The organism is Streptococcus sp. 1004_SSPC, assembly GCF_001069025.1.
GTDB lineage: Bacteria > Bacillota > Bacilli > Lactobacillales > Streptococcaceae > Streptococcus > Streptococcus vestibularis.
In genome coordinates this window covers 1-22,426 of record NZ_JWGQ01000049.1, presented here as the reverse complement: position 1 = coordinate 22,426, position 22,426 = coordinate 1, and the positions used below count along the sequence as shown (strand labels likewise).

Here is a 22,426-nt window from a genome sequence, read left to right as displayed (position 1 = left end):
AGCACTCATGACTGAACCTATCATTTCAATTAATGATTTATCGGTGTATTTCAATAAGAAAAAAGCCCTTAATAATGTGACAATGGATTTCTATCCAAATGAAATCACGGCCCTTATCGGACCTTCAGGATCCGGGAAATCAACTCTGCTCCGCTCTATCAACCGAATGGGAGATTTAAACCCCGAGTGGACACTTACTGGTGCTGTTTCCTACAATGGTCACAACGTCTACAGTCCTCGAACAGACACTGTTGAGCTCCGTAAAGAAATCGGAATGGTCTTCCAACAACCCAATCCTTTTCCAATGTCTATCTATGAAAACGTGGTTTATGGACTTCGTATCAATGGAATCAAAGATAAGGCTGTCCTTGACAAAGCAGTAGAAGAGTCACTAAAAGGTGCTTCAATCTGGGAAGAGGTTAAAGACCGTCTCCATGACTCAGCACTCGGACTTTCAGGAGGGCAACAGCAACGTGTCTGTATTGCACGGGTTCTTGCCACATCTCCAAAGGTTATCCTTCTTGATGAACCAACCTCAGCCCTCGACCCTATCTCCGCTGGTAAAATTGAGGAGACCCTATATAACCTTAAAAACCAATACACCTTGCTATTAGTCACACGTTCTATGCAACAGGCAAGCCGCATCTCACAACGAACCGCCTTTTTCCTCGATGGAGAACTCATTGAGTATTCATCAACAAAAGACATGTTCCTAAATCCACAACATAAAGAAACTGAAGATTATATTACCGGTAAATTCGGTTAAGAAAGGACAGATTACTAAAACAATTATGATGTTACGAACACCCTTCGAAGAAGAATTAGAAAAACTCCACAACCAATTTTACGCTATGGGGACAGAGGTTGCAGCTCAGCTTAAGAAAGCTGTACGTGCCTTTATCAGCCATGATCGTGATTTGGCTAAGGAAGTCATTGAAAATGACGAAATCGTCAATAACTACGAAACCAAACTTGAGAAAAAATCACTTGAAATTATTGCTCTACAGCAACCTGTATCAAGTGATTTGCGTACAGTTATCACCGCACTTAAAGCATCTAGCGACGTTGAGCGTATGGGTGACCATGCCGTTGCTGTCGCTAAAGCAACCATCCGCATTAAAGGTGAAGAACGGATAACTGAAATTGAAGCTGAAATCAAGAAAATGGGGAAAGCAGTTCGCCACATGGTCGAGGATGCTCTAGATGTTTACTTAAACAGTGACGAACAACGCGCTTATGAAATCGCAGCTTCAGATGAAATCATTGATAACTATTTCCGTGATATTCAGGCCATGACAGTAGAAGGTGTTCGCAAGAATCCTGATGCTGCCTTCGCTGCCAAAGAATATTTCCAAGTACTTATGTATTTGGAACGTATCGGTGACTATGCTCGCAATCTCTGCGAGTGGGTTGTCTACCTCAAATCTGGTAAAATCATTGAACTGTAGGCAAAGCTTCCAATCTATGTTATAATGGGTCTGTATTAAATAATTCAGACCCTTTTCTTTTGTAAAAGAGTCTAATATCGAAACATTTGTCAGTCTGTTTCGATACGAAAAGTTAGATTAGGAGTATATACGTATGACAGCATCTGTTGCTCGTTTTATCGAAAGTTTCATCCCTGAAAATTACAATCTTTTCTTGGACATTAATCGTTCTGAAAAGACCTTTACAGGGAATGTTGCCATTACAGGTGAAGCCTTTGATAATCACATCTCCCTTCACCAAAAAGACCTTACCATTAATTCAGTTCTCTTGGATAATGAATCCTTGAACTTCCAAATGGATGATGCCAATGAGGCTTTCCATATTGAGCTTCCAGAAACTGGGGTTCTAACAATTTTCATAGAATTTTCTGGCCGCATCACAGATAATATGACTGGTATTTATCCATCATATTACACTTACAATGGTGAAAAGAAGGAAATTATTTCAACACAATTTGAATCTCATTTCGCCCGTGAAGCTTTTCCTTCTGTTGATGAACCAGAAGCAAAAGCGACTTTTGATCTCTCATTGAAATTTGACGCTGAAGAAGGCGATACTGCCTTGTCAAACATGCCAGAAATCAATAGCCATTTGCGTGAAGAAACTGGAGTTTGGACATTCGAGACAACACCTCGCATGTCTACATACCTTCTCGCCTTTGGTTTCGGTGCTCTCCAGGGTAAAACAGCCAAAACACAAAATGGCACTGAAGTTGGTGTCTTCGCTACAGTTGCACAAGCAGAAAATAGCGTCGACTTCGCTCTTGATATTGCCGTTCGTGTCATCGACTTCTATGAAGACTACTTCCAAGTCAAGTATCCTATCCCATTATCATACCACCTTGCTCTTCCTGACTTCTCAGCGGGTGCCATGGAAAACTGGGGTCTCGTTACCTATCGTGAAGTTTACCTCCTTGTAGATGAAAATAGCTCAGCTGAAAGCCGCCAACAAGTTTCCCTTGTTGTTGCCCACGAATTGGCTCACCAATGGTTCGGTAACCTTGTTACCATGAAATGGTGGGATGATTTATGGCTTAACGAAAGTTTTGCCAACATGATGGAGTATGTTTCAGTGGATGCTATTGAACCAAGCTGGAACATCTTTGAAGATTTCCAAACAACTGGTGTGCCTCATGCTCTTCAACGTGACGCAACAGACGGAGTACAGTCTGTCCACATGGAAGTTAATCATCCAGACGAGATTAATACCCTCTTTGATAGTGCTATTGTTTATGCCAAAGGTAGCCGTCTTATGCATATGCTCCGCCGTTGGTTGGGCGATGAAGCCTTTGCCAAAGGGCTTAAAGCTTACTTTGAAAAACACCAATATAACAATACTGTTGGACGTGACCTTTGGAATGCTCTTTCTGATGCTTCAGGTAAGGATGTCTCTAGCTTCATGGATACCTGGTTAGAGCAACCAGGTTACCCTGTGGTTAGTGCAGAAGTTGTTGAAGATACGCTTATCCTTAGTCAAAAACAATTCTTTATTGGTGAACATGAAGACAAAGGGCGTCTTTGGGAGATTCCATTGAATACAAACTGGAATGGGCTTCCAGATACACTTTCAGAAGAGCGTATTGAGATTCCAAATTATAGCCAGCTTGCTACCGAAAATAGTGGAACTCTCCGTCTTAATACAGCTAATACAGCACATTACATCACAGACTATCAAGGACAACTCTTGGACAATATCTTAGAAGATTTTGCAAACCTTGATACTGTAAGTAAACTTCAAATTTTACAAGAACGTCGTCTTCTAGCGGAAAGTGGACGTATCTCGTATGCAAGCCTAGTTGCTCTTCTTGATCTTGTCGAAAAGGAAGAAAGCTTCTTGATTGCTCAAGCTAAATCTCAAATCCTTGCTGGTTTGAAACGCTTTATCGATGAAGATACAGAAACAGAAGTGCATTATAAAGCCTTAGTATGTCGTCAATTCCAAAATGACTTTGAACGCCTTGGTTTCGATGCCAAAGAAGGAGAGTCTGATGAAGATGAAATGGTCCGTCAAACAGCTCTTAGCTACTTGATTCAAGCAGACTATCAACCAACAGTCCTTGCAGCCGCAAGTGTTTTCCAAGCCCATAAAGAAAACATCGAAAGTATTCCAGCAAGTGTCCGTGGCCTTGTCCTCATCAACCAAATGAAACAAGAAAACAGTCTTTCTCTTGTTGAAGAGTATGTTAATGCATACGTAGCAACAAACGACAGTAACTTCCGTCGTCAATTGACTCAAGCACTTTCATACCTTAAAAATCAAGAAGGTCTTGACTACGTACTAGGTAAACTTAAAGATAAAAACGTTGTTAAACCGCAAGATTTGTATCTATGGTATATGAACTTCCTCAGCAAATCTTTTGCTCAAGAAACCGTTTGGAATTGGGCTAAAGAAAAATGGGAGTGGATTAAAGCAGCCCTTGGTGGTGATATGAGCTTTGATAGCTTTGTTAATATCCCAGCAGGAATCTTTAAAACACAAGAACGTCTTGACCAATATATTGCATTCTTCGAGCCACAAACAAGTGACAAAGCCTTGGAACGCAATATCTTGATGGGAATTAAAACAATTGCTGCACGCGTAGACTTGATTGAAAAAGAAAAAGCTGCGGTTGAATCAGCTCTTAAAGATTATTAATATAAAAAACAAGCTTTCCATGAAGGAGAGTTTGTTTTTGTTCACAATCATTTACATAATTTTAGTTTTGTTAACAATCGTGAATAAAATTAGTTTGATATAATTAAATTTATGTAAAATAAAAATAATCAAGCCAAATAGGAATGGTTATGATGGGTTAATTATAAATTATCTAGAGCATTTTTTTGCTCATCATTTACAATATGGGTGTAAAGATCAGTGACCTGAGTGGAAGCATGACCAAGTTGATGACTAACTAAAACTTGAGACTTAGTAGCATCATAAAGACGTGTTGCCAGAGTATGGCGTAGTTTGTGGGGAGTAACACGAATCTTGAAATCCTGAGAATACTTAGCAACCATTTTTTCGATACTTGAAGCATCGATACGGTTTGGAACCCCTCGATATTCTGTTAAAAATAGGGCAACGTCTTGCTTTTCAGCCTTATAGCGTTTATCACGTATGCTAAGATAATTTTCAAGATAGGGTCTTGCAAAACTCGCCACATTAACGGAGTCCCGTTTGCCACCTTTTCGAGTGACGTCAATGACCATCATTTTTAAATTTATATCTTTAAGGTCTAGATTAACAGCCTCAGATAGTCGAACGCCTGAAGCCAGCAGCAATGCAATGATAGCTAAATCACGCTCCTTATTCTTATAAAACGAAGATTTAGCACGATTTGAGAGCTTGACTTCATATTCATTTTCTACATAAGCAAGGAATTCCATGGTTTCATCGCCTAGAAAAAGTTTTTGTTTGATATTCTCAGCACGTGCAGCCAAGGTTTCTTTCTTTTTCTTAGTCGAAATTTTTTTCATGACGTTACGATAGAAATAAGGCTCACCGTCAGGACCCTCGACCTCTTCGGTTAAATACTTATAGAGACTAGATAGAGCTGAAATCGTACGATTAATGGTTGTTTGAGAGACACCCTGTTTCTTTGAATAGGTATTTAAAGATGGACGTTCACGTAGATAGAGGACAAACGATTCCATATCTTTTTTAGTTAGATTTTCCAAGGTTTTGATATCAATTGAGGCAATATCATCAGTATCCGAAATATCTGAATCAATCAACCAGTCAAAAAAGCGTTTATATTCCTTGAGATATTCATATAAGGTCGTGAAAGAATACGGTACCGATAGTTTAGATTGATAATACTCCAAAACAAACCAAGGCATAAGAGATTTGTATTCTTCAATTTTTTCTAGTAAGAGTTCACGTTTCATTAATTTTATTCTCCATAATTACTTAATAGAAGTATATCACACCCTCATATTTCTTTCAAGAAAATTATAGTTTTTCGGAAAGATGTTATGGGGTATTTTTCTCTTATATGGGCTTTTTAGGTTCGTTAGCCTATTTTATAAAATGACTAACTTAGTCAATCATAAAGGAACTTTCAGAGTATCATGTGAATTTGATTCTGGAAATTATTTAAAGTTTACTTTAGACAATATAGAAACTCACCAAAAAAACAACCTAGAGTTATATCCAGATTGTTCAAATAATGATTAAGCTGCGATAGCTTTTGCAACTTCCTCGGTTGTCATGCGTGAGAAATAATGTGTTGTGTCAATGGTTTTGAGTTTGGCCAAGACATCTTCGTACTCGTAAGGTACACCGACCAAAATTTCTTCAATATCAGATACATCTCCAATACCAAAGAAATCTCCGTAGATCTTAACAGATTTGATAATTGAATTCTCAACATTTGCATAGGTAGAAATCTTACCAGCTGGGTAACGAACGTTACGTTCTACCGTGTATTCTGGTGATTGACCGTAAGTCCAATTCCAGGTATTGAATTGTTTTTCATAGGACTCTTGAATCTTAGCCAATTCGTCTTCAGAAAGGACGTATTCGGTCATTTCTGGGTAGAATTCTTTCATTTTTTGCAATACTTTATCTGAGAATTCATTTACGGTAATCTTTTCTGGCAATTCATCTACAATATTTGTCACACGAGCACGTACAGATTTAACACCTTTTGATTCAATTTTGTCTTTGCTGACTTTAAGGGCTTGGCCAAGAACCGACATATCAACGTCAAAAAGCAAGCAACCATGGTGCATCATACGACCTTTATAGTAAGCTTGAGCATTTCCACAGAACTTTTTACCATCGATTTCAAGGTCATTTCGACCGGTAAATTCAGCTTTAACTCCCAAATCAGCAAGTGTTGCGATTACCGGTTGAGAGAAAGTCTTAAAGTCAAATGCTCCTTCATCTGCCTTGTTAGAGATAATGGTATAGTTAAGGTTATTCAAATCGTGATAAACAGCGCCACCACCAGATAAACGACGAACGACCTTGATACCATGAGCATCTGTATATTCTTTGTTAATCTCTTGAATGGTATTTTGGTGTTTCCCAACAATGATAGCTGGACGGTTAATCCAGAGAATGAACAATTCATCTTCATTAACCAATTCACGAAAGGCATAGGCTTCCAAAGCAATATTATAGGCAGGATCATTTGATGTGTTTACGATATATTTCATGAGGTCTCCTCTTGTAATGTGATACTTATATTATAAAGGAAAACGGTGACAAAGTACACGAAGACGCCTTAGGTATAAGGATTTTCATGATATGATAGTAGAAACTATATAGGGGGTTATGTAATGAGACAAAATTATAGTAAATTAAGTCCCTTTTTCTCGAGACAAGCTAGCAAAATAAACAAAAAGTTCAAAATAGCATTAGCTCTGCTTCTTTTTGTAATTCAAGGAATCTTTCTCTATAATGATTCTCAAAGACCTTATGAGTCTTTTATCTATGATAAAGAAACATATATTATATATTGAATTACCATCAAAAATAACAAAAATTTATTTATGTAAACACAGTTGATTATCCTATTAGCTGTGTTTTTATGATAAGGCTTTGAACAAGGCCCTATATGATATCAATCACCGACCACGAAAATGTTTAGCTTACAGAACTGCTTGTGAAGCTCTAATGGATGAGTTAGAGTAAATGTTGCGCTTATTCTTGCAATTTATCGTAAAAAAAACAAGACCATTTCTGATCTCGTTTTCGTTTTATGCAATTAAGCTATTATTTTGTGTGCCAGATGTCTTTGTCATACTGTTCGATTGTACGGTCAGATGAGAAGAATCCTGCTTCAGCGATGTTATAAACAACTTTTTTGTTCCATGCTTCTTGATCTTCGTAAGCTGCATAGACTTCCTCTTTTTTCTCGATGTATTCAGCCAAGTCAATCAATGTCATGAACCAGTCTTTAGAGATAAGTTCATTGTGGAGACGTTCCAAGCGTTCTTTATCACCAAGTTTAACAAGGTCTTCGCTTACGATAAAGTCAACAGCTGCTTTGATGTTTGCATCTTTTTCATAGTAATCACGTGATACATAGCCAGCTTTTTCATAAAGGTCGATGATTGTATCAGAGTCTTTACCAAATGTAAAGATGTTTTCTGGTCCTACCAATTCAGCAATCTCTACGTTGGCACCGTCCATTGTACCAAGTGTAAGGGCACCATTAAGCATGAATTTCATGTTACCTGTACCTGAAGCTTCTTTAGAAGCCAATGAGATTTGTTCTGAAATATCTGTCGCTGGGATAAGGTGTTCAGCAACTGTTACGTTGTAGTTCTCAACCAAGTGGACGTTGAGGTATTTGCTTACTTCTGGATCATTATTAATGAGTTCAGAAAGTGACAAGATCAAGTGAATGATGTCTTGAGCAATAACGTAGGCAGGAGCTGCTTTACCACCAAAAATGATTGTGATTTTACGTTTTGGAAGATTTCCTTTTTTGATTTCCAAGTATTTGTGGATGACATACAAAGCGTTCATTTGTTGACGTTTGTATTCGTGGAAACGTTTGATTTGTGTATCGATGATTGAATTTTCGTCAAGGTCAATACCTTTATTGGCTTTAAGATAACGTTTAAGAGCCAATTTGTTATCATATTTGATTTGAGACAAACGTTTGTGAACTGCTGGATCATCTGCAAAGGCAGCCAATTTTTCCAATTGAGTTGCGTCAGTAAGATAACCATCACCAATCAATTCTTTGATGTAGTCAGCAAGTTCTTGGTTTGAGAATTCCAACCAACGACGGAATGTAATACCGTTTGTTTTGTTGTTGAAGCGTTCTGGGTAAAGGTCGTAGAATGGTTTCAACTCAGAAGCTTTAAGGATTTCTGTGTGAAGTGCTGCTACACCGTTAACGCTTGTAGAGAAGTGGATATCCATGTGTGCCATGTGAACACGATTGTGTTCGTCAATGATTTGAACACGTGGATCATCATATTTGCCACGAACGATAGCATCCAATTTCTTGATGATAACAACAAGGTGTGGAACAACTTCTTCAAGGTAGTCAAGAGGCCATTTTTCAAGGGCTTCAGCCAAGATAGTGTGGTTTGTGTAACCCACCATTTTGCTCACGATTGCTACTGCTTCATCAAATTCAAATCCATGTTTTTCTGTCAAAAGACGAATCAATTCAGGGATAACCATTGATGGGTGAGTATCGTTGATTTGTACGTAAGCGTAATCTGGAAGATCGTGAAGGTTAGAACCACGTTCGATAGCTTCGTCAATCAAAAGTTGAGCAGCGTTTGATACCATGAAGTATTGTTGGTAGATACGCAAGAGCTCACCTTTACGAGTTGAATCATCTGGGTAAAGGAAAAGTGTCAAGTTTTTTTGGATTTCGTCTTGATCAAAAGTGATTCCTTTTTCAATTAAACCATAGTCCAAGCCATTGATATCGAAGAGGTTAAGGTAGTTCTTAGTTTCTTTCTTGTAACCCAAGATATCCAAACGGTCCAAACGTGATTTCAATGTGAAGTTTTTGAATGGAACATCATAAGAGATATCAGTTGGTACCAACCATGATTGATCTTCAATCCAGTAGTTTGGTTCAGCATATTGTTTGTTATCTTTGAAGACTTGTTTGAAAAGACCACAGTGGTAGTTAAGACCAACACCTTCACCGTTAATGCCAAGTGTTGACATAGAATCTATGAAACATGAAGCCAAACGTCCCAAACCACCGTTACCAAGAGATGGTTCTGGTTCAACATCTTCGATTTCACTGATTGATTTTCCGGCAGCAGCTAATTCAGCTTTCACATCTTTATAGATGCCCAAGTTAATCAAGTTATTAGACAAAAGTTTACCAATCAAGAACTCAGCTGAGATGTAGTAAACTTTACGTTTGCTATCGTTTTTAGGTTTTGGGGCAGCTGCTTCTTTTACAAATTCTAACAAAAGGTAGTAGATTTCTTCGTTTGAAAGTTCTTTAAGATTTTTATTTTTCGCTTCAACGTAATTTGTAAATGTAGACATTTTATTTATTTCCTCGATTATATCTTTCTGTAATATCAGTTAAAAATTCTTTCTTATCAACGGTGATTTCACCTGGAAGCATACGCCATTTCCAGTTTTCTCCAACTGTGTTAGGGAAGTTTGTACGACTATTTTCAGGTTTATCAAGAATATCTTGCATAGTCGCAATAGCTGTGTTACTTACTGTTGCGAAGAGTGTGCGAAGAAGGGCACGTGTGATTGGTTCACCTTGACGACGGTTGATATAAGCATCAGTGTAATCACGTTGCTCTTGTGTCAAGTTATCATACCAACCGTTAATAACTTCATTATCATGTGTACCAGTGTAAGCTACTGAGTGTTGTGTGTATACGTGTGGAATATCAATGCTGTTTCCAGTGGTATCATAGAAACCAAACTGAACAATCTTCATTCCTGGGTAACCACAGTCTGCAAGAAGTTTACGTGTCTTATCATCAATATTACCAAGGTCTTCGGCAATAATCTTAAGATCACCCAACTCTTCTTTAACCACTTTGAAGAGGTCATAACCAGGTCCTGGGACCCATTTACCATTTTCAGCAGTTTCATCTCCACCAGGGATTTCCCAGAAATCAGAGAAGCCTTTAAAGTGGTCAATACGCAAGTAATCATAGAGTTTGAATGATTCTTGAATACGGAAGACCCACCAAGCATAGTTTTCTGCTTTGTGTTTATCCCAAGCATAAATTGGGTTCCCCCAAAGTTGTCCAGTTGCTGAGAAGTTATCTGGTGGAACTCCGGCAATGTAACGTGGTTTACATTCGGCATCTAGTTTGAAAAGGTGTGGTTGAGTCCAAACTTCAACACTATCAGCTGAAATGTAGATTGGCATGTCACCAATGATTTGAATACCATTTTTGTTAGCATAGGCTTTAAGTTCTGCCCATTGACTAAAGAAGAGGTATTGTACTACTTGGTGGTAAGTGATGACATCAACAAGTTCTTTGCGAAGTTTTTCAAGAGTTGCCTCATTGCGTTTAACCGCTTTTTTGTCATCCCAATCTTGAAGGGCTTTGTTATCAAAGTGTTCTTTGATAGCCATGAAGTCAGCATAATCTGCTAACCAGTTAGTATTTTCAGATTTGAAAGCTTCAAACTTCTTAGCTTCTTTTTTGTCAGCCAAGATTGCTTTTACAGCTTTTTCAAGGATTGGACGACGAGCTTCGTAAACTTTAGCATAGTCGATAAACTCTGGATTTGAACCAAAGTCAACACCCTCAACATCTGCTTCAGTCAAGAAACCGTCACGGATAAGGAAATCCAAATCGATGAAGTGTGTGTTTCCCGCTACTGCTGAGAATGATTGGTAAGGTGAATCCCCATAACTTGTAGTAGTCAATGGCAAAATTTGCCAGTATGTTTGCTTTGTTTCTTTCAAGAAATCAACAAAGTCGTAGGCTGCTTGACCGAAAGATCCGATCCCGTAGTCACCTGGAAGTGATGTGATGTGCATCAAAACACCGCTTGCTCGTTTGTTCATAAAGTTTACCTCAAATTATTTTTTACACTAACGATTATAATGCAAACGGTTGCACAAGTCAAGAATTTTTAGCAAAAAAAATATAAACTTTTTATTTCTCTTTAAATCAACGTTCGTGAAATAAACGTTTTCATTTAGTGAGTTCTTCTACTAACTTAATTGCGCTCTGGATTTTCTGAAAAATAATTGTCTAGGTAATAAAAAATGGTTGGTAACTTAAGTTACCAACCAAAAGTAAATATTTAAACCTTTTTTATCTCGTTGAGACACTTTCTCTTTCAATGAGTTTAAATGGAATTGTTATTTTCTGTGCCTTAGTATGAGGATTTTTAAGAAGATCCAATAGCCTTCGGACGCTTTCCTTACCCAGTTCTTTAATATTAATGTCATAGGTAGTTAGGAAAGGATGCATGATTTCAGCAAAAGTCGAATTATTGAAAGAAATAACGGCGTAATCTTCGGGAATTCTGATTCCCTGATTATTTAGCCAGTGTATAAGCCGTAGGGCAATCAAGTCATCTTTAACAATTAAGGCGGTCAGTTGATAAGATTGCAAACTCTCTGTCAATGAATCAATGACTCTAGATGAAAAAACAAGTTCTGGATAAGCTTCTAAATTAAATTCGTTAGTCGCTTCAATATATCCTTGATAACGTTCTTGACCTACTTGACCAAAAAGATCATCTGTTACAAAACCAACCTTTTGGTGACCTTTAGTTCTTAAATAACTAACAGCTTCTTGTCCAAGTTCTTTATTATCATTATCAATATAGGTTACTTTATTATTATTATCAACTGCTGCTCCAACAACTACGAAAGGAACTTTTTCTTTTAATAAGTAGTCTTTAACTGGATCTTTTTTTTCTGAATAGAGAATGATAAAGCCATCAGCTCGTTTTTGACGATGCATAAGCTCGACCTGTTTAACTAATTCTTCAAGTGTGGCACCCGTAGCAATACTAATGACCTGAGAATGGCAACTAGCTTCTTCATTAATTGCTGTTAGAATCTCCATATAGAATGGTTGACTAATTTTTTCACGGTCTGTTAAGGGAGGAAGAACAACACCTAAACTATGTGTTAAGCCTGTCGCCAACATTTGTGCTGCTGAGTTTGGTACATAACCTAATTCATCCATAGCCGCTCTTACTTTAACTTTGGTTTCTTCTGATATGGCCTGGTTATCCTTTAAGGTCCTGCTTACTGTTGATGGGCTGACACCAGCCCTCTTAGCAACATCTTTAATTGTAGCCATTATTTTCCTCTCATTTTTATAAATATTTCTTTATATTCGTAAAATACAAGAACTATTATAACTAAAATAAACAGCTCTTGCAATCGTTTGCAAAAAAAGTTTAATTTTTTTTAGAAAACACTTGACAGATGTTGGAAACGGTTGCATAATATATACCGTAAAATATATTTCTGGAGGACATAGAAATGAAAAAATGGCAAAAAGTATTACTTGGTAGTGCTGGACTTCTTGTAGCTGGTTCGCTCTTGGTAGCGTGTAGCTCAAACTCAAGCAAAAGCTCAAGTTCAGATAGCAAGACTTTGAAACTTTGGGTTCCAACTGGTGCCAAGAAGTCTTATTCAAATACAGTAGCAGAGTTTGAAAAGAAATCTGGTTACAAAGTTGATATGGTAGAAATGGAAGACCCAAACGCTCAAGAAAACTTGACTAAAGATGCATCAACTGCTGCAGATGTCTTCTCACTTCCACATGACCAACTCGGTAAATTGGTGGACGCTGGAGCTATCCAGGAGATTCCTAAGCAATACTCAAAAGAAATTACTGATCAAGATACTGAGCAAGCTGCCAAAGGTGCTCAATATAAAGGTAAAACCTACGCCTTCCCATATGGGATTGAAACACAAGTTACTTACTACAACAAGTCTAAGCTTAATGAAGAAGATGTGAAATCATATGAAACAATCACTTCTAAAGCTAAATTTGGTAGCAACCTGAAAGAAGTTAATGCTTACGTAACTGGTCCTCTCTTCCTTTCAGTTGGTGACACACTCTTTGGTCCTAACGGTGAAGATGCGAAAGGTACTAACTGGGGTAACGAGGCTGGTGTGAATGTTCTTAAATTCATCGCAGCTCAAAAAGACAACAAAGGATTTGTCAATGTTGATTCAGCTAACATGATGGCTAAATTCGAAGATGGTTCAGTCGATGCATTCCAATCAGGACCATGGGACTACGCAGCTGCTACTAAAGCTGTTGGCAAAGACAAGCTTGGTGTTGCCGTGTATCCAACAGTTAATATCGGTGGCCAAGATGTTCAACAAAAAGCCTTCATGGGTGTAAAACTTTACGCTGTAAACCAAACACCTTCTAAAGGTAATGCTAAACGTATCGCTGCTTCTTACCAATTGGCACAAGCTTTGACAAGCAAAGACAGTCAAAATAACCAATTCACTAATGAAGATCGTCACATCATCCCTGCTAATAAAGAAGTTCAAGCTTCTGAAGCAGTTAAAAATGATGCACTTGCACAAGCTGTAATTACTATGGGTTCATCTGAGCAATACACAACTGTTATGCCTAAACTTAGTCAAATGTCAGTCTTCTGGACTGAAAGTGCTGCTCTTATGAGTGACGCTTATAACGGTAAAATCAAGGAAGACCAATTCCTTACTAAATTACAACAATTTGATAAAGATTTGGCAGCGGCTAAATAAGAAACCTAACAAATGAGGAGGTAAAGAGGCAGGTCAAGTTCCTAGCCTCTTTCTCACTTATTTGTAGACAAAATAGAAACCATCACTAATCACACATTTATCTGAGGAGATATCTATGTCACAAACAATCTACGACACAACTCCTATGCGCCAGGTCTTCAAAGAAGGTACATGGGATGTCAAATTATCCTTTCTGGTAATGGGATTGGCAAACTTGGTCAACAAACAGTTTACCAAGGGATTGCTCTTCCTCCTTTCTGAGATTGCCTTTCTAGCGGCATTCGTTATACAAATTATTCCTGCACTTCAAGGGATGATTAGCTTGGGGACTCAAGAACAGGGTGAGGCTGTTAAGGAAGTTAATGGTGTTAAACTTACTGTTCAGGTTGCTGGAGACAACTCTATGCTATTGTTGATTTTTGGACTTGCGTCATTAATCTTCTGTGCAGTCTTCGTTTATATTTACTGGTGTAACCTTAAGAGTGCTCGCCATCTCATGGCTCTTAAACAATCGGGTCGCAAGGTGCCGAACTTTATCGAGGACTTCAAGACCTTGGCTGACGGTCGCTTCCACATGGGGCTTATGACTGTCCCTTTGATTGGGGTTCTGCTATTCACAATCTTGCCTTTGATCTATATGGTCTGTTTGGCCTTTACTAACTTTGACCACAATCACCCAGCCCCTAAATCACTCTTCGATTGGGTTGGCTTTGCAAGTTTTGGTGAAGTTTTACAAGGTCGTATGGCTGGTACTTTCTTCCCACTTTTGACTTGGACCTTGATTTGGGCAGTTGCCGCAACAGCAACTACTTTCTTCTTTGGTATTGTTCTCGCCCTCTTGCTTAATACTAAGGGGCTTAAATTCAAGAAAGTATGGCGTACTCTATTCGTTATCACTATCGCCGTTCCTCAATTTGTATCACTTCTTTTGATGCGTAATTTCCTTAATGACCACGGTCCTTTGAATGGTTTACTTCAAACCTTGCATATCACTAACGGACCTATTCCGTTCTTGACTGATCCCTTGTGGGCTAAGTTCTCTATTATCTTTGTTAATATGTGGATTGGTATTCCATTTACAATGTTGGTCGCAACTGGTATCATCATGAACTTGCCAACTGAGCAAATTGAAGCAGCTGAAATTGATGGGGCAAGTAAATTCCAAATTTTCAAGAGTATCACTTTCCCACAAATTCTCTTGATTATGGCACCATCTTTGATTCAACAATTCATCGGTAATATTAATAACTTCAACGTTATCTACTTCCTTACTGGCGGTGGACCTACTAACTCTGAATACTATCAAGCAGGTTCAACTGACCTCTTGGTAACTTGGCTCTACAAACTAACTGTTAGCGCTAAAGACTACAACTTGGCATCTGTTATCGGTATCTTGATTTTTGCCATCTCTGCAACATTCAGTCTCTTGGCCTACACAAGATCATCTTCATTCAAGGAAGGGGCTGCTAAATAATGAAACGTAAGAAAAATCTTTATCTAACTGGTACTTATATTCTATTGACAGTTCTAACTGTTATCTGGTTGATTCCGATTATTTGGATCTTCCTTACAAGTTTCCGTGGTGAAGGAGCTAATGCCGTACCATACTTCTTCCCTAAGACTTACACTTTTAATAACTACATCAAACTGTTTACCAGCGATGCTTATCCATTTGGGAAATGGTTTATCAATACTTTCATCGTTGCTACATGTACATGTATCCTCTCAACTTTGATTACCGTTGGGATGGCCTACTCACTTAGCCGCATTAAATTTAATCACAGAAACGGCTTCTTAAAATTGGCGCTTGTACTTAATATGTTCCCTGGTTTCATGTCAATGATTGCGGTCTACTATATTTTGAAGGCCCTCAATTTGACACAAACGTTGACATCTTTGGTTTTGGTTTATTCTGCTGGGGCAGCTCTTGGTTTCTACATTGCGAAAGGTTTCTTTGATACCATTCCTTACTCATTGGATGAATCAGCAATGATTGACGGGGCAACTCGTCTTCAAATCTTCACTAAGATTACCTTACCACTTTCTAAACCGATCATCGTCTACACCGCCCTCATGGCCTTCATGGGACCTTGGGTAGACTTCATTTTTGCATCTGTTATCCTCGGTGACGTTAAAGATAAATATACTGTTGCCCTTGGACTCTACCAAATGCTTAACCAAGACGCTATCAATGAATGGTTCCTTCCATTTACCGCAGGTGCTATTATCATCGCCATCCCAATCACTCTTCTCTTTATTTTCATGCAGAAATACTATGTTGAAGGTGTAACCGGCGGATCAGTTAAATAATAAAGGATAAATGATATGACAACTCTTAAACTGGATAAAATTTATAAAAAATACCCAAATGCAACCCACTACTCTGTCGAAGATTTCAGTATCGACATCAAAGACAAAGAATTCATCGTGTTCGTAGGTCCTTCAGGATGTGGTAAATCAACAACACTCCGTATGGTAGCTGGTCTTGAAGAAATCACAGAAGGAACACTTTCTATTGATGGTGAAGTGGTTAATGACAAATCACCAAAAGACCGTGACATTGCCATGGTATTCCAAAACTACGCACTTTACCCACACATGACTGTTTATGAAAATATGGCCTTTGGTCTAAAACTTCGTAAATATAAAAAAGACGATATTGACAGACGTGTACGTGAAGCAGCTGCCAGCCTTGGCTTAACTGAATTCTTGGAACGTAAACCTGCTGACCTTTCTGGTGGTCAACGTCAGCGTGTAGCTATGGGTCGTGCCATTGTTCGTGATGCTAAAGTCTTTCTTATGGACGAACCTCTCTCAAACTTGGATGCTAAACTTCGTGTCACAATGCGTGCTGAAATTGCTAAGATTACTCGTAATATTGGGGCTACTACTATCTACGTTACTCACGACCAAACAGAAGCTATGACTCTTGCTGACCGTATCGTTATCATGAGTTCAACTAAGAATCCTGATGGTTCTGGTACTATTGGTCGTATCGAGCAAATTGGTACTCCTCAAGAACTTTACAATGAGCCAGCTAATAAGTTTGTTGCTGGATTTATTGGAAGTCCTGCCATGAACTTCTTCAATGTCAAAGTTGATGGCAATCGTATCACTAACTCTGAAGGTTTGGATATTGTGATTTCTGAAGGTCAAGCTAAAATCTTAAGGGAAACAGGTTACCAAGGTAAGGAAGTTATCTTTGGTATCCGTCCTGAAGACGTTTCTAGTCGTCCAATCGTTCAAGAAGTATATCCAGATGCCAATGTTGATGCTGAAGTAGTCGTTTCAGAACTTCTCGGTGCAGAGACAATGCTTTACCTAAAACTTGGAGAAACTGAGTTTGCTGCTCGCGTTGATGCACGTGATTTCCACAATCCAGGTGAGAAAGTTAACCTTACTTTCAACGTTGCTAAAGGTCACTTCTTCGACGCTGAAACAGAAAAACGTATCAGTTTGTAAGCTATAAAAAATCGGCTCAAAAGAGCTGATTTTTTTGTTATGATCGCAATACATTCTAACGTTTACTTCCTTACAGTTATTAAAGATATCTCTATCAAACTATGATATAATATCCCTTGGCACCTCGACACCGCCTACGAAGGGAAGTGGGATTGCCTATGATGGATTTACTATTCAAAATTATCATCGGACCCATTGTGGTCGATATTATCCTTCGTCTGATCGACAAGTGGTTAAACAAGGATAGATAGTCCTAAAAAAGACCCCGAGCTTATGTGGAAGTTAGCCTGGGGTCTTTTCTTGCCTATGATATAGACTTACTATTCAATACAGGTGAATTATGTCATAAAAGCTTCGAATTGTCAAGAAACTAGAGTATCTAGGAACTAGTCTTTCTTCTCAGTCTCATGATCCTTTTTATCTTCATCAGTCTTATTTACAGCTGCTTTAAATTCGGCTAGCATTTTACCGATGGATTGGCCGAGTTCTGGCAAGCGTTTAGGACCGAAAATAAGGAGGGCACCTAGGACAATAATGATAAGTCCTGGGGCTCCGATATCACGTAGAATTCCCATAAGATCTCCTTTCTAGTTATCTTTATATTTTCTTTGTTTACGTTTATAAATGAGCTTACTTAGAGTTACGCTAACTTCATAAAGCAAGATTAAGGGTGCCGTCATGGCCAGGTCACTGATAAAGTCAGCTGGTGTTAGAATGACCGCCAAAACCAAGAGAATAAAGTAAGCATAGCGTCTATTGTGTGTCAGAAAAACTGGTGTTATCATGCCGATAGATGTCAAAAAACTCACAACTACGGGAAGTTCAAAGAGAACTGCTAAAGGCACTGTCGTATGCAGTAAAAAACTAAGGTAGTTCTGTGCTGTAATTTGTGTATTAAAGTGCCCTTCTCCTAGTTTTAAAAGTACTTCTAAGATAGCTGGACTAACAAAATAATAACCAAAGGCCAAACCCAATACAAAACAGACAAAAGTTGCTGGGATATAAGCAAAGATAGCACGCGCTTCATTGTCCCTCAAACCTGGTTTTACAAACTGCCAAATCTGGTAGGTCGTGAAAGGCAGAGTAACCGTAAAAGCTATGAGACTTGCTAGATTAATGTAAATCCAGAGAATATCGTTAGGCCCAAGAACCAATAAAGGCTTGTCAAACCCTCTAGTCAGATAAGCATAGAGCTCCCCAGCAAACAACAGGGTAATACAAAAAACTAGGAAAAAACATAACACTACTGCAATGAAGCGTCTCCGAAACTCCACCAGATGCTCAACAATGGTCATCTCTTCCTTACTTTTTGCCATGCTGTCTCACCGTCACAAAGGCAATAATAACAATAAAGATAAGTTGTGGAATTAGGACTTCCCAGCTTGGATAGATACCAGCCCAATCAATGGTTGGGAAACCACTAATCAAATGATTGAACATCATATTAGTCAACTGAAGGGCATGAATGCTGACACCAAGCATCTTGAAGGCCAAGGCATAAATCAACCAGGTCAAGATAAAGAAGATACGGTGCGGTTTAATATAATGACTAGCCTTAGTCATAGCCACAGCAATGATAACAAGAACTGCAATAGCTGAAGCAATACCAATCAAGAAATTAGCTGTCGTGATACGTGGGATAATACCAACATAGAAAAGGATTGTCTCAGCTCCTTCACGGAAGACAGCCAAGAAACTGAGGGCAAACATAGATACAAAGCTTCCAGTAGCCGTCACCGTCTTCATCTGGCGGTCCATAAAGTCATTCCACTGTTTGACTGATGACTTACTATGGAGCCAGATTCCAATGAGAATCATCATTGCAACTGCGAAAATACCAACGCCACCTTCAATGATTTCACGGTTAGAGCCCGAGGTCACAGCTGGAAAGACAACTTGTAAGATAACAGCTATAACTGCGCTGGCAAGAACACCAGCAATAGCTCCGCCATAAACCCATTTGAGTCCCTTACGCATCTTGGCTGCCTTAAGAGTTGTCACAAGTGCCATAACAATGAGGAGGGCTTCAACCCCTTCACGCAAGAGAATTAACATAGCATCAAAGGCATTGTAAGAAGCACTGGTATCGATAGCAGATAGGTCTGTAATCAAAGCTTGGAGTTTGTCCTGATAAGCTTTTTCTTTTCCCTTAACCATGATAACAGGCGTTTCACTCTCCACACGTGTATAGAGGCTAGGATTAGTTGTGCTTACATCTCCTTCAATGGTTGGCCAAATAGTGATGAATTTCTTCATAGTGGCCGCAGCCGTTTTTTCATCACCCGATTGGAATTGACCTAAAGCTTTTTTCAAGAGTTTAATACCATCTTTAAGAGTTAAACTGGTACTAGTGCTATCAAGAGGGACACCCTTGATAAAGTCATCAATCCCCCCTTTAAGATCATCATAGGATGACTGGATGCTAGTGAAATCAGTTGGTTCTGTCTCGATTCTACTTCTTAATAGTGAAATGGCGGTCTCAATCTTACCGTAGTAGGCAGTACTATGGTCACGGACAACAGCTTCATTTCGCGTCCAAGCATTATTTAATTCACTGTAAGTTTTTCGTGTCACAGTCAAATCTTTGGCATTAATAGCATCCTGTAAGTTCTTGAAATAAGGATTTAGGCGAGTTTCAAGTTTTTCCTTCTCTGCGTCTAAATCAACAGGATTTTGCTCTTTCTCAAATTTAAGAAGGGCTGACGAGATGGCGGTTAAGTCCTCTTCTGTCACATCTCCCTTAATATCAAGAGCCTTGCTAACTTTTCGACCAGCCTTGGAATCGTGATTTTCTTTAGTTTCGAAATCAGACTTAATCTCACTAACCAATTCATTAGCTTTTGTTTGATCTTTATTTTGAACAGCTGTTGTCGTATCTGTGATTTTGATGAAAAGATCACTGTAAGATTCAGCAGCTACTGGATAAGTACAGAATAAGGCCAGAAGCCCAAGTAAAACGAGGAGTTTATTCAAAGAGTGCTTGACCAAGGTAGCCTCCCTTCTCCACGCCAGCAAAGCAAGCAAAGAGCCCACTTCCGATATGGGTGATGTACTCGTTCATCTTGTCTACAGCACCAAGATTAGTCTGAATTTTAACAAAACGGTCGGGATCCTTCTGGTAGGCAATGAAAATCAAACCTGAATCAAACTGGCCAGTTCTCTCATCAATGCCATCTGAATAGGAATAGGAACGGCGTAAGATAGGAAGGTTCACTTCTTTAGCCAAACGGACATGTGAATCAACTGGAAGTTTTGACAAATCTACTTCGTCAAACTCATCTTTCTTTCCAAAGGGTGCACCTGATTCCTTGTAACGACCAAAGGTATTTTCCTGCTCCTGCAAATTGGTACGATCCCAAGTTTCCAAGTGCATCTGTACCAGACGAAGAGCCATATAAGAACCACCCTTCATCCAATCTTTACTATCGGTCCAGACCACCTTGTCGAATTCCTTTTCTGTCGTAACATTGGCAGTACCGTCCTTGAAGCCAAAGAGATTTCGTGGCGTTTCCTTGCGGTCTCCAATGGCAGCAAAACCTGATTTGCTCCACTTCATGGTAATTTTATTACGACCTTTGCGAATCAAATTGCGAACAGCATGAAAAGCCACTTGTTCATCATCTGCACAGGCTTGAATAACGATATCTCCACCCGTATACTTGTCCTGCAACTGCTCCTTAGGAAATGGAGGCAAATCACGGAAGAGCTTAGGACGTTTGGATTCTAAACCAAGTTTTTTAAGAAAATCAGCCGAAACTCCAAAAGTCAGACTCAGGCGATAGGGATTGAGTCCCACCGTTTCGCCTGTATCCGTAGGAGGCAAGAGGGCATTAGAACCATCCTTTTTAACTAGTTCACCTTCTACTAATTTACTACTATAATCTGTCCAGTCCTTAAAGAGCTGAATCACTTCTTTTTTATCGGTCGTGCGAAGATCTAGAACCACCAAATAACAAGCCTTCTGCATTGGAGTCGTAATTCCAGCCTGGTGCTTGCCAAAGAAACTAATATCTTCATCCCCGTCTAGTGCCTTTTTTGTTGAACTATCCTGATTAGCGAAAAAAGCAGATGCACCAGAAAGACCAAGCGCAAGCCCAGCCCCTCCAATACCTGCTTTTTTAAGAAATTCACGACGGTCCATTTTTTTATCTAAAAATTTTTCGTCAGTCATTTTTCTTATTTCCCATCTAAAATAACACCCATCTGTGATAATGGTTCACCAAGTTTCGTTACAGCTTCGGCCAATTCCTTAGTATCTGCTTCACTCAAATCAGTATAAGACTTATAGTTTTTATCATCAGTCATGTGTTTGTCCAAAAGACCATTAACATTCTTGAATTCTGTTTCCAAAGTCTTAACAAGTTTAGCATCTTTCTTCTCAATCAATGGCTTGAAGAGTTCAAAGATTTTTTCTGCACCTTCAATATTGGCACGGAAATCATAAAGATCAGTGTGTGAGAAGACCTCTTCTTCACCTGTAATCTTTTGAGTTGCTACTTCGTTAAGAAGATCAACAGCACCTGTCAACATGATATCTGGAGTGACTTTAACAGTTGCGATTTTAGCCTTTAGTTCCTTGATATCATTGACTAATTGATCCACATAGGCAGCTGTTCCCTCTGTCGTGTTGTCTTGCCACATGATACGTTCAATACGGTGGAAACCTGACCAACCGTCTTCAGATTTTTTTTCGTCCATGTAATCAACCAAACGGTAGTCAATTTTCACGTCAGACTCACCAAAGCTTTCTGCAATCGGCTCTGAACGCTCGTAAGCCATACGAATCAATGGGTATTGTTTCTTAGCTTCTTCAAGATTTCCTGACTTGAGGGTTGCACTGAATCCTTCAGTATCTTTCAAAAGTTGATCAATTTCACCTTCTACGAAAGTCTTATAATCACTTGTGGCCTGCTTCAATTGCTTTTGCTCACTAGCTGTGAGTTTTGAGTTAGTTGAGCTTGAATTACTTGAATTACCAGATTTGGCACAAGCCGTCAATAAAAGCCCTGATGCTAAAAGAACAACACCAAGTTTGTTAAGTTTTTTCATGAATGTCTCCTATTTTCAAGATAGTGTTCGACATTTGTCGTTATATATGTGAATCGTCGTTTTAATGTTAATAAAAAACGAACGATGATAAGTCAAAAATGAACTCTCATATGTAAGAGAACATTATCTAAACTAACAGAAGAAGGCAGCATTGTCAACGGTTTTAGGCTATTTAAGAATGATTCTAAATAATACAAAACCAAGGAATTCTTACTCTATAATTTCTGTAGTGGGTAAAACCACTGTAGAGATTATGGAGCTTTTTGAATGCAGACA

Annotated in this window: 18 protein-coding genes and 1 pseudogene; 9 read left to right on the top strand and 10 right to left on the bottom strand. The window is 38.8% G+C overall.

The features are described from left to right. Positions 1-7 precede the first annotated feature (7 nt). From pstB to ADF62_RS03895, 3 genes are all read left to right on the top strand, one after another. Positions 8-766, top strand: coding sequence for a phosphate ABC transporter ATP-binding protein PstB (pstB, locus tag ADF62_RS03905; RefSeq protein WP_048788140.1), 759 nt, complete (start codon positions 8-10; stop codon positions 764-766). Between the two features lie 28 nt (positions 767-794). Continuing rightward, positions 795-1,448 carry a phosphate signaling complex protein PhoU gene (gene phoU, locus ADF62_RS03900; protein ID WP_039976229.1) on the top strand — a complete coding sequence of 218 codons (654 nt, stop codon included), beginning with the start codon at positions 795-797 and terminating at the stop codon, positions 1,446-1,448. Between the two features lie 133 nt (positions 1,449-1,581). Next, entirely contained in the window at positions 1,582-4,122 is a 2,541-nt protein-coding gene (locus ADF62_RS03895) for a M1 family metallopeptidase (RefSeq protein WP_048788139.1), read from the top strand. Positions 4,123-4,283: 161 nt separating this feature from the next. Here ADF62_RS03895 and xerS read toward each other — a convergent pair whose 3' ends face one another. Together xerS and ADF62_RS03885 are read right to left on the bottom strand one after the other, a co-directional pair. Next, positions 4,284-5,354: a tyrosine recombinase XerS gene (gene xerS / locus ADF62_RS03890; protein WP_048788138.1), complete on the bottom strand. Its 1,071-nt coding sequence runs from the start codon at positions 5,352-5,354 to the stop codon at positions 4,284-4,286. 285 nt (positions 5,355-5,639) lie between these two features. Further along, on the bottom strand, positions 5,640-6,629 hold the full coding sequence (locus ADF62_RS03885) for a lipoate--protein ligase (RefSeq protein ID WP_048788137.1): 990 nt from the start codon (positions 6,627-6,629) through the stop codon (positions 5,640-5,642). A 376-nt stretch (positions 6,630-7,005) separates the two neighbouring features. On the opposite strand from ADF62_RS03885, the pseudogene ADF62_RS11380 reads away from it, so the two are divergent. Continuing rightward, positions 7,006-7,107: pseudogene (locus ADF62_RS11380) on the top strand (IS30 family transposase); the annotation flags it as partial. 81 nt (positions 7,108-7,188) lie between these two features. On the opposite strand, the gene glgP reads toward ADF62_RS11380, so the two are convergent. The 3 genes from glgP to ADF62_RS03865 all read right to left on the bottom strand — a co-directional run bounded on the left by glgP (position 7,189) and on the right by ADF62_RS03865 (position 12,206). Continuing rightward, a complete protein-coding gene (gene glgP, locus ADF62_RS03875; protein ID WP_048788135.1) occupies positions 7,189-9,450 on the bottom strand; it encodes a glycogen/starch/alpha-glucan family phosphorylase in 2,262 nt (753 codons plus the stop codon). Between the two features lies 1 nt (position 9,451). Beyond that, a complete protein-coding gene (gene malQ / locus ADF62_RS03870; protein ID WP_048788134.1) occupies positions 9,452-10,951 on the bottom strand; it encodes a 4-alpha-glucanotransferase in 1,500 nt (499 codons plus the stop codon). Between the two features lie 253 nt (positions 10,952-11,204). Beyond that, a complete protein-coding gene (locus tag ADF62_RS03865) occupies positions 11,205-12,206 on the bottom strand; it encodes a LacI family DNA-binding transcriptional regulator (RefSeq protein ID WP_003092528.1) in 1,002 nt (333 codons plus the stop codon). A gap of 185 nt (positions 12,207-12,391) precedes the next feature. Here ADF62_RS03865 and ADF62_RS03860 point away from each other — a divergent pair, with 185 nt between their 5' ends. The 5 genes from ADF62_RS03860 (at position 12,392) to ADF62_RS11855 (ending at position 17,352) form a co-directional block, all read left to right on the top strand. Next, complete coding sequence (locus ADF62_RS03860; protein ID WP_048788133.1) at positions 12,392-13,639, top strand: extracellular solute-binding protein; 1,248 nt, start codon at positions 12,392-12,394, stop codon at positions 13,637-13,639. A 115-nt stretch (positions 13,640-13,754) separates the two neighbouring features. Then, complete coding sequence (locus ADF62_RS03855; RefSeq protein ID WP_048788132.1) at positions 13,755-15,113, top strand: carbohydrate ABC transporter permease; 1,359 nt, start codon at positions 13,755-13,757, stop codon at positions 15,111-15,113. Next, positions 15,113-15,949: a sugar ABC transporter permease gene (locus ADF62_RS03850; protein WP_048788131.1), complete on the top strand. Its 837-nt coding sequence runs from the start codon at positions 15,113-15,115 to the stop codon at positions 15,947-15,949. The genes ADF62_RS03855 and ADF62_RS03850 overlap by 1 nt, the downstream gene beginning before the upstream one ends. A 15-nt stretch (positions 15,950-15,964) precedes the next feature. Next, positions 15,965-17,101: an ABC transporter ATP-binding protein gene (locus ADF62_RS03845; protein WP_048788130.1), complete on the top strand. Its 1,137-nt coding sequence runs from the start codon at positions 15,965-15,967 to the stop codon at positions 17,099-17,101. A gap of 158 nt (positions 17,102-17,259) precedes the next feature. Next, positions 17,260-17,352 (top strand): type I toxin-antitoxin system Fst family toxin, encoded by a 93-nt coding sequence (locus ADF62_RS11855; protein ID WP_082162581.1) that lies wholly within the window; start codon positions 17,260-17,262, stop codon positions 17,350-17,352. 135 nt (positions 17,353-17,487) lie between these two features. On the opposite strand, the gene ADF62_RS03840 is transcribed toward ADF62_RS11855, so the two are convergent. The 5 genes from ADF62_RS03840 to efeO are packed head-to-tail and all read right to left on the bottom strand — an operon-like array spanning position 17,488 to position 22,150. Beyond that, positions 17,488-17,676: a twin-arginine translocase TatA/TatE family subunit gene (locus ADF62_RS03840; RefSeq protein WP_003092496.1), complete on the bottom strand. Its 189-nt coding sequence runs from the start codon at positions 17,674-17,676 to the stop codon at positions 17,488-17,490. Between the two features lie 12 nt (positions 17,677-17,688). Then, on the bottom strand, positions 17,689-18,417 hold the full coding sequence (gene tatC / locus ADF62_RS03835) for a twin-arginine translocase subunit TatC (protein WP_048788129.1): 729 nt from the start codon (positions 18,415-18,417) through the stop codon (positions 17,689-17,691). Then, positions 18,404-20,089, bottom strand: coding sequence for an FTR1 family iron permease (locus tag ADF62_RS03830; protein WP_048788128.1), 1,686 nt, complete (start codon positions 20,087-20,089; stop codon positions 18,404-18,406). Before ADF62_RS03830 ends, tatC begins: the two co-directional genes overlap by 14 nt. Further along, the gene (gene efeB / locus ADF62_RS03825; RefSeq protein ID WP_003092988.1) at positions 20,067-21,272 is read right to left on the bottom strand and encodes an iron uptake transporter deferrochelatase/peroxidase subunit; all 1,206 of its coding nucleotides are present in this window, start codon (positions 21,270-21,272) and stop codon (positions 20,067-20,069) included. The genes ADF62_RS03830 and efeB overlap by 23 nt, the downstream gene beginning before the upstream one ends. A gap of 5 nt (positions 21,273-21,277) precedes the next feature. Further along, the gene (gene efeO / locus ADF62_RS03820; RefSeq protein WP_048788127.1) at positions 21,278-22,150 is read right to left on the bottom strand and encodes an iron uptake system protein EfeO; all 873 of its coding nucleotides are present in this window, start codon (positions 22,148-22,150) and stop codon (positions 21,278-21,280) included. Between the last annotated feature and the right edge of the window lie 276 nt (positions 22,151-22,426).

Coding starts and splice junctions, on each gene's coding strand:
- pstB (WP_048788140.1), top strand. CDS start 8: ATGACTGAACCTATCATTTCAATTAATGATTTATCGGTGTATTTCAAT.
- phoU (WP_039976229.1), top strand. CDS start 795: ATGTTACGAACACCCTTCGAAGAAGAATTAGAAAAACTCCACAACCAA.
- ADF62_RS03895 (WP_048788139.1), top strand. CDS start 1,582: ATGACAGCATCTGTTGCTCGTTTTATCGAAAGTTTCATCCCTGAAAAT.
- xerS (WP_048788138.1), bottom strand. CDS start 5,354: ATGAAACGTGAACTCTTACTAGAAAAAATTGAAGAATACAAATCTCTT.
- ADF62_RS03885 (WP_048788137.1), bottom strand. CDS start 6,629: ATGAAATATATCGTAAACACATCAAATGATCCTGCCTATAATATTGCT.
- glgP (WP_048788135.1), bottom strand. CDS start 9,450: ATGTCTACATTTACAAATTACGTTGAAGCGAAAAATAAAAATCTTAAA.
- malQ (WP_048788134.1), bottom strand. CDS start 10,951: ATGAACAAACGAGCAAGCGGTGTTTTGATGCACATCACATCACTTCCA.
- ADF62_RS03865 (WP_003092528.1), bottom strand. CDS start 12,206: ATGGCTACAATTAAAGATGTTGCTAAGAGGGCTGGTGTCAGCCCATCA.
- ADF62_RS03860 (WP_048788133.1), top strand. CDS start 12,392: ATGAAAAAATGGCAAAAAGTATTACTTGGTAGTGCTGGACTTCTTGTA.
- ADF62_RS03855 (WP_048788132.1), top strand. CDS start 13,755: ATGTCACAAACAATCTACGACACAACTCCTATGCGCCAGGTCTTCAAA.
- ADF62_RS03850 (WP_048788131.1), top strand. CDS start 15,113: ATGAAACGTAAGAAAAATCTTTATCTAACTGGTACTTATATTCTATTG.
- ADF62_RS03845 (WP_048788130.1), top strand. CDS start 15,965: ATGACAACTCTTAAACTGGATAAAATTTATAAAAAATACCCAAATGCA.
- ADF62_RS11855 (WP_082162581.1), top strand. CDS start 17,260: ATGATGGATTTACTATTCAAAATTATCATCGGACCCATTGTGGTCGAT.
- ADF62_RS03840 (WP_003092496.1), bottom strand. CDS start 17,676: ATGGGAATTCTACGTGATATCGGAGCCCCAGGACTTATCATTATTGTC.
- tatC (WP_048788129.1), bottom strand. CDS start 18,417: ATGGCAAAAAGTAAGGAAGAGATGACCATTGTTGAGCATCTGGTGGAG.
- efeB (WP_003092988.1), bottom strand. CDS start 21,272: ATGACTGACGAAAAATTTTTAGATAAAAAAATGGACCGTCGTGAATTT.
- efeO (WP_048788127.1), bottom strand. CDS start 22,150: ATGAAAAAACTTAACAAACTTGGTGTTGTTCTTTTAGCATCAGGGCTT.